The sequence below is a fragment of the Nocardiopsis sp. LDBS0036 genome (assembly GCF_041228755.1).
Taxonomy (GTDB): domain Bacteria; phylum Actinomycetota; class Actinomycetes; order Streptosporangiales; family Streptosporangiaceae; genus Nocardiopsis; species Nocardiopsis dassonvillei.
In genome coordinates, this window is the sequence record NZ_CP141103.1 from 1,385,291 (window position 1) to 1,397,759 (window position 12,469).

The 12,469-nt window shown below is 72.7% G+C and carries 9 protein-coding genes; 2 read left to right on the plus strand and 7 right to left on the minus strand.

Translation table 11 applies throughout. The features are described from left to right. Positions 1-24: 24 nt before the first annotated feature. Together UIS43_RS05875 and UIS43_RS05880 are read right to left on the minus strand one after the other, a co-directional pair. Positions 25-2,709: a glycoside hydrolase family 48 protein gene (locus tag UIS43_RS05875; RefSeq protein WP_013153475.1), complete on the minus strand. Its 2,685-nt coding sequence runs from the start codon at positions 2,707-2,709 to the stop codon at positions 25-27. Positions 2,710-3,143: 434 nt separating this feature from the next. Beyond that, positions 3,144-4,898 (minus strand): glycoside hydrolase family 6 protein, encoded by a 1,755-nt coding sequence (locus UIS43_RS05880; protein WP_370012674.1) that lies wholly within the window; start codon positions 4,896-4,898, stop codon positions 3,144-3,146. Positions 4,899-5,392: 494 nt separating this feature from the next. On the opposite strand from UIS43_RS05880, the gene UIS43_RS05885 reads away from it, so the two are divergent. Further along, positions 5,393-6,013 (plus strand): FMN reductase, encoded by a 621-nt coding sequence (locus UIS43_RS05885; protein WP_013153477.1) that lies wholly within the window; start codon positions 5,393-5,395, stop codon positions 6,011-6,013. Positions 6,014-6,038: 25 nt separating this feature from the next. Here the strand turns inward: UIS43_RS05885 and UIS43_RS05890 are convergent, their stop codons facing one another. Next, on the minus strand, positions 6,039-6,764 hold the full coding sequence (locus UIS43_RS05890) for an SDR family oxidoreductase (protein WP_013153478.1): 726 nt from the start codon (positions 6,762-6,764) through the stop codon (positions 6,039-6,041). Between the two features lie 83 nt (positions 6,765-6,847). Between UIS43_RS05890 and UIS43_RS05895 the strand changes: the two genes are divergently transcribed. Next, positions 6,848-7,774 carry a LysR family transcriptional regulator gene (locus UIS43_RS05895; RefSeq protein ID WP_358171994.1) on the plus strand — a complete coding sequence of 309 codons (927 nt, stop codon included), beginning with the start codon at positions 6,848-6,850 and terminating at the stop codon, positions 7,772-7,774. Positions 7,775-7,872: 98 nt separating this feature from the next. Here UIS43_RS05895 and pdxA read toward each other — a convergent pair whose 3' ends face one another. Genes pdxA through UIS43_RS05915 form a run of 4 tightly spaced genes read right to left on the minus strand, consistent with a single transcriptional unit; the run spans position 7,873 to position 12,420 of the window. Beyond that, positions 7,873-8,895 carry a 4-hydroxythreonine-4-phosphate dehydrogenase PdxA gene (pdxA, locus tag UIS43_RS05900; RefSeq protein WP_094803373.1) on the minus strand — a complete coding sequence of 341 codons (1,023 nt, stop codon included), beginning with the start codon at positions 8,893-8,895 and terminating at the stop codon, positions 7,873-7,875. Further along, the gene (locus UIS43_RS05905) at positions 8,888-10,210 is read right to left on the minus strand and encodes a four-carbon acid sugar kinase family protein (protein WP_013153481.1); all 1,323 of its coding nucleotides are present in this window, start codon (positions 10,208-10,210) and stop codon (positions 8,888-8,890) included. Before UIS43_RS05905 ends, pdxA begins: the two co-directional genes overlap by 8 nt. Positions 10,211-10,219: 9 nt before the next feature. Next, the gene (locus UIS43_RS05910) at positions 10,220-11,626 is read right to left on the minus strand and encodes a GntP family permease (RefSeq protein ID WP_013153482.1); all 1,407 of its coding nucleotides are present in this window, start codon (positions 11,624-11,626) and stop codon (positions 10,220-10,222) included. A 20-nt stretch (positions 11,627-11,646) separates the two neighbouring features. Next, positions 11,647-12,420 (minus strand): DeoR/GlpR family DNA-binding transcription regulator, encoded by a 774-nt coding sequence (locus UIS43_RS05915; protein ID WP_370012679.1) that lies wholly within the window; start codon positions 12,418-12,420, stop codon positions 11,647-11,649. Positions 12,421-12,469 lie beyond the last annotated feature (49 nt).

Sequence of the window (12,469 nt, forward strand, 5' to 3'; positions counted from 1 at the left end):
CCGCCCCCGTGCGGCTACGGCCGGTCAGGCGCCGTCGCCGAACAACTCGCCGTGGGTGGCGAGGGCTGTGGCCACGTCCACCTGCGCCCAGAAGCGGTGGTAGGTGAACTCGGGCACCGGTCCCCCGTTGAGGTACTCCTCGACCTGGGGCCAGTTCGGGTCGTCCTCGTAGAAGGACCGGATGGACAGGAACGTGGAGTCGGAGTCGACCGGGTCCCCGTTGGGCATCTGGCCGGTCCATCCCTGGGGGATGTAGAGGCCGCCGTCGGGGGCGCCGAACTCGTCGTCGAAGCGGGCGTAGTCGGCCCGCGTCTCGGGAACGGCGACGCCCAGGTCGTCCTGGTTGGCCAGGAGGGCGTCGAGCAGGCCCTCGGCCGTCGCGCGGGACTCGGCGTCACCGGTGGCGGCGGCGTAGTGCATGAGGGTCTTGGCCAGGCCCGCGGCGATGCCGACGTCCTGCCCGTGCGAGACGACCTCCACGCTCAGGTCGGGGTTGCCCGTGGACTCGCCCGTCCAGGTGTCGGGCTGGCCGCTCCACTCCATGTCGGCGGGGATGGCGAACTCGCCGTTCTCTCCGACGGTGGTGTTGGCGATCGCCCAGGGCACCCAGTCGTCCAGGATGTCCCCGGCGCGCTCGTCACCGGTGATGCGGTAGTACTCGGCCACCCGTTCCATGTCCCAGACCTGGAAGCCGAACCAGCGGTTGGACGGCGGGTCGTGCCAGACGGGCTTCTCGTCGTAGAACATGCCGTAGAAGGTGGGCGTGCCCGAGGGAGGCTGGGCGTAGGTGCCCTCCCAGCTGTTGGTCGCGCCGCCCGCGATGGCGCCGTCGGAGGACTGGAGCCACTCCAGGAACTCCAGCTGCCGGTCGAGGCTGGTGCCCCAGTCCTGGGTGCCGGTGGCCGACTCCGGCTGGAGCGCGGACACCTCCGAGAGCGCGTAGGCCGCCATCACGTTCTGGTAGCCCTGGTGGGCGGAGGATCCGCCGATGCGCCAGGCCCAGGGGTACTGGGCGCTCTCCAGCGCGCCGCCCCAGGAGTAGTACCAGGCCATGAGGTAGTGCGCGGAGTCCTTGCCCGATCCGGGCGGGCAGGACTGGGGGTCGACGCAGTCGCCGATCTCCTTGAAGTACTTGTCGAACATGGCGTAGCGCAGGTAGTCGCCCATCATCGCCGCGTTGGAGACGTTCTCGGCGATCGCGCCCTCGTTGCCCTGCTCCGAGGCCCACTCGTGCGCCAGGTAGGCCACCTGCACGGCGCGCGCGTCGGCGTCGGGGGCGTTGGTGTAGCGCCACTGCTCGGAGTAGTTGTCGTCGTCGGTGAACAGGTCGAGGAACCCGTTCTCGCCGCCGTGCTGGAAGGTCTCGCAGGACGGGTGCGGCACGGTCTCCCAGACCGACTCGTTGGAGCCGCGCTGGAAGGTGTTGATGTAGGCGGGGGCCTCGTCGGTGCCGTCGCCGCAGAACCCGTAGCCGTAGGTGTTGTCCACGTCCAGCAGCCAGTGCATGCCGTAGACCTCGTCGGTGCCGTAGGTGCTGCTCAGCTCCTGGGCGAGCGGGTCCTGCCCCGCCTCGACCGAGTCGTCCAGCGGCATCGGGTAGTCGCTCGGGTCGAGCGACTCGGGGATGTAGGTCGCCGGGGACGACGGGTCGTAGGAGCCGTTCGTGGGCTGGTCGGCCGTACCCGGGATGATGAAGGCCTCCATGGACTCCCACGCGGAGTTGAAGGGCTCCCAGTCACCGGTGATCCTGCCGTAGGTCGCCTCCAGCCACAGGTAGTAGCTGTAGGCCTCGGAGGTGGTGGCGTGGCCGTGGTCGGGCGCCTCCACGATCAGGGTCTCCACCGAGTGGTACGGCACGAGGAGGCCGTCGAACTCGCGGAAGTAGCCGCTGTCGGGGTCCTTGATCTTGTCGTACTGGGTGAGGAACTCCTCCTCGTAGGCGTTGGAGGCGCCGGAGAGTTCGCGCGCGGTGACGACCACGGGGTCGTAGCCCTCGGCGGAGACGGTGAACTCGGCCTGGGCGGGGTCGCCCGAGCCGTCGCCGGAGGAGGCGACCGTCACCTCCTGCGGGGTGTCCCAGTCGGCTTCACCGAAGGTCAGCGAGGCGCCCGAGGCCACCGACAGGGTCGGGCTGCCGGAGGTGCGCTCCACGCTGACGGCCACGTCCTCGGCGGGCGCCTCGGACAGGGCCACGTCGAAGGCGGTCTCGCCGCCGGGCGCCAGGGTGACCGAGTCGGGGTCCACGACCAGGGTCGGGTCCTCGGGCTCGGGCTCCTCGTCCTCGCCCGCGCAGTCCAGGCCGTTGAGGGTGAAGTCGGTGGGTGCCTCGTTGGCGCCGCTGTAGGTGGCCTGGAAGCCGAACGTGGCGGTCTGGCCGGAGGCGAGGCCGGGTGCCCAGGAGGGGCCGCTGGCGGTCACGGAGCTGCCGCTCTGGGAGACCTGCGCGCTCCAGCTGTTGCTGATGCGCTGGTTGCCGGAGAACTCCCAGCCCAGCGTCCAGTTGGAGACGGACTCGGCCTCGTTGGTGACCGAGACCTCGGCCGTGAAACCCGAGCCCCAGTCGTTGAGTTGGTAGTCGACGGAGCAAATCGGTGCGGCCTGCGCGGGCGCGGCCGGAAGGAGGGCGGCTAGGAGCACCGCTCCGAGGAGCGCGGGCGCGGGTCTGCGCCAGCGCGCCGTGCGGCGCGGGCCGGGGCGGGGGGTGGTCACGTGTCCTCCTCGGACAGGTTCTCCGTTCCCCTCCGCGGTCCCGCGCGCCGGAGGACGGCGCCGGGGCGGAGCTCTCCGATGGGGGAGGCGGCGGGGTCGGAGTGCGGGTGTGGGGGGAGGGAGCCGGGTACGACGCTGTGACCTGCGGCTCGTTGCCCGGGTCGGGCCGGTGCGCGTCCGGTGGTTTTCCGGAATTCGGACGCCCGTTTTGCGCACACCTTGCGGGAGCGCTCCCAGGCATCGTGGGGCGAAGTTAACATCCACGACACACGGAGACAACGGGTGCAAACATGGTGACTACTCGTTAAGTTCCCGGGGCCCCGGGGCGGGCCGGACCGCCCCGGGGAGCCTCGGAGCGCAGTGCGGAGCGGAGGTGCCCGCCCGCGTCGGACGGGCACCCCTCGTATCACCGCACCGGCGGGCGGTCGCCGTTCCTACTGGATGGGCGGGTAGGCGTTGGCCAAAAGCTCCTGGAACTGCGCGGAGAACCAGTGCCCCGAGATCGGCGCGTTGGGCAGCGCGCCACTCATGTTGTAGTTGTTGCGCGGGTTGCCCTCATAGGTCGGATCGCACATCCGGTCGAACCCCTTGCCCTCGGGGTTCTCGATGAACTCACTGGACCCGTCGGACTCACCCGGCGGCTTCATCCACACATAGGCGTCGATCCCCGCCTCCGGAGCGGCCTGGGGACGCTCACCCAGCCCCGCACCGGACTGGTTGCACCAGTTCCCCGACTGGAGACGGCGGTCGTAGCGGCCCCCGTCCACGTAGGCGTTCACATCCGTGCTCGGCCCCGGCCCGTCCGGACGGTCCGGCCCACCCCACCCGTTACGGGAGGTGTCGATGAGCATCCCGATCCCCGAATCGAACCCCTGACCCACCAGCTCCTCACGCAGAGCCTGGGCGAAGGACAACTCGTCGGTGAACTGGTTCCAGTCCACCCACTCCGACTGGCGCACCGGCGTACCGGCGATGGTCTGGTCGACGGAGAAGTTGTCCTCCACCAGAGCCGAGTAGTTCGCGGTGTTGGCGATGAACCCGTGCACATCGTCGGGGCTGGCACCGGCGGCGTTGGCCGCCTCGAAGAACAGCGCCGCCGAGGCGGTGAAGTTGTCCTGCCAACCGATCCACCCGTGGTGGCCGGCGTCGACGTAGTTGTAGACGTTGTCGATCGCGCCCAGCTGCGCCAGCGCGTAGCCCACCCCCTCGACGTAGTTGCCGTTGGCCAGCATCTCGTCGCAGTTCTCGGTCGCGGTCTCGCGCGGGGAGACGTTGGTGACCAGGTTGGGCAGCGAGTCGATCTCGACCGTGGTCACCACCCGCAGCTCGGTGTCCTCGTAATCGGCCAGGATCTGGGCGATGGGATCGATGTAGTCGTTCTTGTACCGGTCGATCTCGTCCGGGCCCAGCTCGCCGTTGGAGGCCAAAGCGGCGCAGTCACGGCCGGGCAGGTTGTAGATGACCACCTGGAACACCAGGGGTTCACCGTTGGCCTGGGCCAGGGCCTCGTCCAGGTGGTCGCGCAGTCCCATGCTGCCGGTGGTGGGGCTGTCGTTGCCCTCGATGGCGCTGATGCGGTCCAGCCACACCCCGGTGGGCTCGTCGGCCACGGCGTCCCCGCCGGGCTCGGCGGCGGCGTTGGCCGACCAGATCGGGTTGACGTACACCTCAGCGCCCACGTACGGGTTGTCCACCCGCTCGCCCGTACCGGGGTCCGGGTCCGGATCGGGGTCGGGGTCGGGGCCGGGGTCGACCAGGCCCTCACAGGCCACACCGTTCAGGGTGAACTCGGCGGGGACGGCGTTGGCGCCCGAGTACGTGGCCTGGAAGCCGAAGGTGGCCGTGCCGTCGGTCGCGATCGCGCCGTTGTACCCGGCGTCGGTGGCCGAGACGCTCTGTCCGCTCTGGGTGACGGTGCCGTTCCAGGAGTTGGTGATCCGCTGGTTTCCGGCGAAGTCCCATTCCAGGGTCCAGCCGTTGACCGCGTCGCCGAGGTTGGTGATCTCCACGCTCGCGGTGAACCCGGAGCCCCAGTCGTTGAGTTGGTAGTCGACCTCGCAACCGGCCGCCGCGCTGGCGGGGGCGGGCACGGCCGTGGCCAGTGCGGCGCCCACGATCAGGGCCGATGTCGCGGCGAGGCCGCGCCGTGCGCCCGGACGTCTGTCCGGAGTGCGCAGGATTCTGCTCATCTCTTGCTTTTCCTCATGGTTGGGGGGTGGTGCCAGAGGGACGAGAGTGTCGGGGCACGGGGCCGCCGACTGATGCGTGGAATCCGGATGGTGATGCGGGTGGTGCACGGGGCACGTCGTCCTCCGGGGAGGGTGCGGCGACGCGGGGGGTGACCCCATGGGTGGGAGCGCTCCCAGAACAGGAGTGCGGAGGGCGGGAACGGGATGGGTCGGAAATGCGGACACTCACGCTCCCCCAAGCGCAACCCGAATCAATGTGATCCAGGTCATGCGGGAGCGCTCCCATGAGAATAACCACCACGGCTTCACATGTAAACACCCCGAAAAAACAGCGTTCGGCAGCACGGCCGACCCCGGAGGACCCCGACTCCGCGGCGGACGCCCGCCCCCCACCCCGGGGGTGCCCCCGCGGGAATAGCCGGGACGGGCGCGCCGTTCCTCTGGTAGTTTCGCCAATAAACTACTTCTCAAGAAGCTTTTTACTAGGGGGACAGATGGCGACCCGCACACTGGTGACCGTCTCGGCGGGGATGAGCACGCCGTCCTCGACCCGCCTGCTCGCCGACCGGCTGACCGCCGCCGCCGAGGCCTCGCTGCGCGAGCGCGGCGACGAGGTCCGCACCCGCACCGTGGAGCTGCGCGAGGTGGCGCACGACATCGTGAACGCGATGACCACCCGGGTGCCCACCGGTGAGCTGCGCGGTGTGCTGGAGGACGTCGCCGGAGCCGACGGGATCATCGCGGTGACCCCGGTGTTCAACGCCTCCTACAGCGGCCTGTTCAAGTCCTTCTTCGACGTGGTCGACCCCGAGGACCTGGACGGCATGCCGGTGCTGATCGGCGCGACCGGCGGCAGCCCGCGCCACTCGCTGGTGCTGGAGCACGCGCTGCGGCCGATGTTCGCCCACACCCGCTCGGTGGTCGCGCCCACCGGCGTGTACGCGGCCTCGGAGGACTGGGGCTCGGGCGAGGGCGGCGGCCGCGAGCTGACCCAGCGCGTCGAGCGCGCCGGACGCCAGCTCGCGGCGCTGGCCGCGGACCGCTCCCCCGAGGCCGCGGACCCCTACGAGGAGCCGGTTCCCTTCGCCGACCTGATGTCGGGTCTGGGCGCCTGACCGGCCGCCCGCCGCCTGTCCGGGGTCACCAGGGGACGGCGCCCTCGTCGTCGAAGAAGCCGCCGCGCGGTCCGTCGTCGGGCAGGGTGGCGAGCCGGATCGCGATCGCCGCGCCCTGCTCGGGCGTGCGTGGCGCGTTGAACCCGGTGAAGTCGGTCGCCACGTAGCCCGGGCAGGCGGCGTTGACGATGACGTTCGTGTCGGCGAACCGGCGGGCGTACTGCGCCGTGACGCTGTTGAGCAGGGTCTTGGACGGCGCGTACGCGGCCAGGACCGGGCCGGTCCGCAGCGTCAGCGAGCCCATGTTGCTCGACATGTTGACGATGCGCGGCGAGCTCGCGCGGCCGAGCAGCGGCAGCATCGCGTTCGTCACCCGCACGACCCCGAACACGTTCGTGTCCAGGACCTCGCGGAGGACGTCGAGGTCGAGGGTGGTCGGGTCCTGGGCGCCGCCGTCGGCGCGGCCGGCGATGCCCGCGTTGTTGACGAGCACGTCGAGCCGCCCCGCCTCGCGCTCGATCGTCTTCGCCGCGGCGGAGACGCTGTCGTCGCTCGTGACGTCGAGGGCGACGCCGAACGCGTCGGCGCCCGCCGCGCGCAGCCGCTCGACGGCCTCCTTCCTCCTGGCGTCGTCGCGGGCCCCCACCGCGACCGTGAAGCCCAACTCCCCCAGGCCCTGGGCGATGGCGAAACCGATTCCCTTGTTCGCGCCGGTGACCAGCGCGGTCTTCGTGTCGTTCACGGAGTCCATGCTCGGCGGAGCGCGCACCCGCGGTCCAATACCGGCTCGGTCGGCCGTGATACCCCCCGGGTATGGGTCCATAGGCTGTCGGTGTGGACGATCTCGAAACCCGCGAACTCCGTTACTTCGTCGCCGTCGCCGAGGAACTGCACTTCGGGCGCGCCGCCGACCGGCTCGGCATCGCGCAGCCTCCGCTCTCGCGCGCGATCCGACGGCTGGAGCGGCGGCTCGGCGTCCCGCTCCTCGACCGGAACCGCCGCGGCGTGGCGCTCACCGACGCCGGCGGGGTGCTGCTCCGGGAGGCCCGATCGGCCCTGGACGCGGTCGCGGCCGCCGCGCGCCGGACCCGGCGGGCCGGAGCCCCGGATCGGCCTCTGGTGCTCGTGACGAAGGCCGGGGCCTCCCACGAACTGCTGCGACGGCTCCTCGACGCGGCGGGGAGCGCACCCGGCTCGGCGCCGGTCGAGGTCCTGCTGTGCGAGGTCGGCGAGCAGGCGGGGCTGCTCCGCGACGGGAGCGCCGACGTGGCGATCATGCACCTCCCCTTCGACGACGTCGCGGGGTTCGACACCGAGGAGCTCTGCGTCGAGGGCCAGGTGGCGATCCTTCCCGCCGCGCACCCGCTCGCCGCACGCGACCGGCTCACGCTGGCGGAGGTCGCCGACGTTCCGGGCCTGCCGATCGCCCGGTGGCCCCGGCTCGACGGGACCTACCCCGACGGGCCCGGACCGGAGGTGCGCACCCAGTCACAGCTCGCCCAGCTCGTGGCGCTGGGCCGGACGCTGCTGGTCATCCCCGCCTCCAGCCGCGCCTGGCAGTGGCCCGAGCACGTCTCGGTGCCCGTGGTCGACGCGCCGCCGGTCACCACGGTGCTCGCGTGGCCCTCAGGCAGCCGCTCCCGGGAGGTCGCCTCGCTCGTGCGCTCCGCGGACGGGCTCCGCGGCACCGGGACGTGCGGCGGCTCCGAGCGGTCCGGTCCGGCCCCGTCGCGACCCCCCGCCGCCGTCGGGGAGGGCTGAGGCCGGGGCGCCCGCCGCCCGTCCGTGCCCCACACGCGGACGGACGGCGGGTGGACCGGGTTCCCGGGAGGCGCGGACGGCGGTGCCCCCGCCCGCGGTCAGTTCCCGTACTCGGCGCGGATGCGGTCGGCGAAGCGGGCGAAGTCGGCCCCGTGCAGGAAGGCCGAGCGCATGGTGCCGTGCTCGGCCCTCCCCTGGCCCGCGATGTCGAAGGCGGTGCCGTGGTCCACCGACGTGCGCAGGATCGGCAGGCCCACCGTCACCGAGATCGTCCCGTCGAAGTCGAAGGTCTTGGCCGCGATGTGGCCCTGGTCGTGGTACTGCGAGAGCACCCCGTCGTAGTGGCCGGTCAGCAGGCGGTGGAAGACCGAGTCCGCCGGGACCGGCCCGACCACGTCCGCGCCCGAGGCGCGCGTGCGCTCCACCGCCGGGGCCAGGTGGCGGATCTCCTCGTCGCCGAAGGCGCCGTTCTCGCCGCCGTGCGGGTTGATCGCCGCCACCGCCAGGGTGGGCTCGTCGTGGCCGAACACGCGCAGCGCGGTGAGCGCCTCGGTGATCGCCCCCACCTGCTGCTCCTCGTCGATCATGTCCAGCGCGCCGCGCAGCGAGACGTGCCGGGTGGCGAAGAAGATCTTCTTGCCGCGCACCACGAACATGGTGTTCTGGCGGGTGACGCCGGTCAGCTCCCCGAGCATCTCGGTGTGGCCGAGGTGGCGGCTGCCCGAGGCCCAGATGGCCTCCTTGTTGATGGGCCCGGTGACGATCCCGTCCACACGCCGCTCCATCGCCGCCCGCGTGGCCACCTCGATCGCGCGGACCGCGGCGGCCCCGGCGCGCGCGTCGACCACGCCCCACTCCAGCGCGGTGTCGCCGAGTGCGTCGATGTCGAGGCAGTCGACCACCCCCTCCTGCTCCGGCGGAAGGTCCCAGGAGGACAGGGCGCGCACCCGCACGTCCAGGTCCAGGACGGCGGCCGCGCGGCGCAGCACGGCGGGGTCGGCGACGACCACTCCGCGCGCGGGGGCGGTGGCGCCCACCTCGGCCAGGGTGCGCACGGTGATCTCGGGGCCGATGCCGACGGGGTCTCCGACGGTGACGGCCAGGGTCGGGCGTTCAGTCATCTTCTTGTCTTCCTCCGCTCGGGATCCGCGCGGACACCCCGCGCAGCCTGTCGTTGACCGTGTCGCGCAGCCGCGCCAGGCAGCGCGCGATGGTGTCCTGGTCCCCGACCAGCCCTCCCTTGGTGATGATCGGGGTGCCCTCCAGCGGCCCGCCGTCCAGGCGGCCGTGCACGGCCAGCGGGACGAGTTCGCCGCCCACGTCCAGGGCCCGCACGTCCAGGGCGGTGAGCAGGGCGGAGGTGACGTCGCCGCCGCTGGAGAACAGCGCGCTGGGCCGGATCCGGGCGACGGCCCCGGCGACCAGCGCGGCCAGCATGCCGGGCATGGCGCGGCGCGCCTCGGCCGGCAGGCGCACGACGTCCTCGGCCGAGGCGCGGGTGCGCACGACCACCGCCGCTGGGAAGGAGGACCTGGTCAGGGCTCCGACCAGGAGCCGCGCGACCTCGTCGCGGTGCCCGGGGTCGGACGTGAAGCGCCCGGCGTCGACGTCGACGAACTCCACCGAGGGGTCCTCGGCGACGGTGTCGAGTTGGCGCCGGGTCAGCTCGGTCGCGCTGCCCACCACGGCCAGGACCGGCCCGGGGTCGGGTGCGGTGCCGCGCAGCCCCAGTTCGCGGGCGAGCAGCGCCCCGAACGGGCCGGGGTCGGCGGCCACCCAGACGGTGCCGTCCCCGCGGGAGGCCGCGGCCGCCGCCCGGGCGATGTCGGCCAGGTGGTCCTCGGTCACGGCGTCGCACAGCACGACGGGTTCGTCGCCCGCGAGCAGCTCACCGACGAGGTCGGCGCGGGTGACCCGCCCCAGGGACAGGTGCCGCACGGCCAGGGCGCTCTGCTCGGCGACGAGGTCGGCCACCACGCTGGTGCGGACCGGGTTCAGCGGGTCCAGGGCCAGCTGGGTGCGTTCCAGGGGCACCCCGTCGAGCAGTTGGACGCCGTCCACGGTGATCCGCCCGGAGGCGGGGTGGGCGGGCGCGAAGAGCACGCGGACGCGGACTCCGGGCGGTGTGCGCCCGCGCACCGCCCGCCAGGCGGCCTCCAGTTCGGCGCCGACGTTGCCGCGCAGGGTGGTGTCGGTGCGCTTGACCACCAGGTCCACCGGCCAGAGCCGGTCCACGGTGGCGGCGACGAGCCCGGCGGCCTCGTGGGCGGGCAGGTGGCGGCTGTCCAGGTTGGCCACGACCGCGTCGTAGGCCGGGGCCGCGTGGGCGGCGTGCCCGGCGTCCACCGAGGCCACGCGCATGCCGGTCTGGGCGAAGCGCGCGCCGGTGGCGTTGGCTCCGGTGAGGTCGTCGGACAGGACGAGGATCTGCGCCACGGGATCCCCCTATCCCAGGACCAGGGCGGCGACGCACAGCAGCGGCAGGCTGGCCAGCCACAGCACGGTGGTCATCCCGCTCCACATCTTCATGGCGGCGCCGCCGGACAGGCCGGTGAACCGGGTCACGACCCAGAAGTAGGAGTCGCTGACGTAGGAGAAGACGAAGGAGCCGGCGCACGCGGAGGCCACGGCGAGCGCGGGGTTGATCCCCGCCGCCGCCACGATCGGGGCGCTGAGGGTGGCGGAGGTGATGATGGCGACGGTCCCCGAGCCCTGGGCCAGCCGGACGAACGTGGCGATCACGAACGGCAGCAGGAACATCGGCACGGGCCAGCCCGAGACGGCGTCGGCCAGCGCGTCGCCCACGCCGGAGGCGCGCAGGACCTCGCCGAAGGCCCCTCCGGCGCCGGTGATGAACACGATCATCCCGGCCGAGGCGGCGGCCGCGGTCAGCCAGGAGACGACCTCCCTGCGCCCGGTCCCCCGGGGCGGCAGCGTGTAGACGGCCACGACCAGCCCGATGACCAGGGCGATGGCGGGGTTGCCGAGGAAGGCGAAGACGTCGGCGACCGCGCTGCCCTCGGCGAGCGCGCCGGTGAGGGTGTTGCCCACGATGAGCAGCAGGGGCAGCAGCAGCGGGATCGAGGCGGTCAGCGCGCTCACGCCCGGGTCCGGGGGCTCCTCGCTGACGTCGCGCCCGGCGGCCGGGGCGGCGTCTCCGAGCCCGGCGACCTTGCGGGTGGCCGTGCCCGGCCCGCCCGCGGCGGCGTTCTCGGGGACCAGGCCCGGCTCCACGCTCGCCTCCAGGCGGGGTCCCATGTAGCGCGCATAGACCACCACGACCGGGATGAGCAGGATCGACATGGCCCCGCCGAGCAGGACGGTGGTGCCCAGGTCGGCGCCGAGGAGCCCGACGGCGGCGAGCGGGCCGGGCGTGGGCGGGACCAGGTGGTGGGTGATGGACAGCCCGCCCGCCAGGGCCAGGCTCATCACGACCAGCGGCCTGCCGTAGCGCCTGGCCAGGGAGCGGGCGAGCGGGTGCAGGATGACGAAGCCGGAGTCGCAGAACACCGGGACGGACACGACCGCGCCGGTGGCGGTCATCGCCACGTCCTCGCGGCCCTTCCCGGCCATGCGGACGAAGGCCTTGGCCAGGGCGTCGGCGCCGCCGCTGCGTTCCAGGACGGTGCCGATCATCACGCCCAGGGCGATGACGACGCCGATTCCGGCGAGGGTGTTGCCGAAGCCGGTGGTCAGGTGCTCCACCAGCTCGGGGGCGGGGACGCCCGCGACCACGCCGGTGACCAGGGCTCCGGCGAGCAGTCCGATGAACGCGTCCAGCCGGGACCACAGGATGAGGGCGATGACGGTGGCCACGCCCAGGAGCAGTGCCGCGAGGAGCTGTACTTCCATACCAGGTGCCTTTCAGGGGGTCATTGCGGTCGCGTGCCCGCGTCGACCGCGACGACGTGGGGGGTGCAGGCGGGATCGGCGTCGAGGGCCTCGCGCTCGCGGGCTCCGATCCCGTCGTCGGTGATCAGGCCGTAGGGTCCGGGGACGACGGCCCAGTACGGGTGGGGGCCGGAGCCGACCTTGGTGGAGTCGGCGACCACGAAGATCCGCCGGGCGCCGCGCATCTGGAGTTCCTTGGCGGCGGCGATCTCGGGGCTGGGGCAGTTGAGCCCCCGGCCGGGCAGGAGCCCGTCGGCGCCGATGAAGGCGATGTGCGGGGTGATGCGGTCCAGCACGCCGTGCGCGTAGTCGCCGACGATGGAGCCGCGCCTGCGCCGCACGCGCCCGCCGACGACGACGAGTTCGATGCCCTCGGCGTCGTGCAGCGCCGCCATGGGGCCGAGGCCGGAGGTGACCACGGTGGGCCCCGAGCGCCGGGCCAGGCGCTCGGCCACGAAGGTGGTGGTGCTCCCGGCGTCCAGCAGGACGACGTGGTCGTCCTCGACCAGCGCGGCGGCGTGCTCGGCGATGCGCCGCTTGGCGGGGGTGTTGCGCAGGCTCTTCTGGGTCCAGGACAGTTCGGCGCCCGCGGGCGCGGGGACCGCGCCGCCGTGGGTGCGGACCACCTTTCCGGCCCTCTCCAGTTCGCCCAGCCCGCGCCGCACGGTGGAGGGGCTGATGCTGAGTTCCCGCGCGAGGTCCTCGACCCTCTGCACGCCGTCGGTGACGGCGTCCAGCAGCCCTTGGTGACGCATGACCACTCCTGCTCATTTCGCGCATGTGAACAGGGACATACTGCGCGCT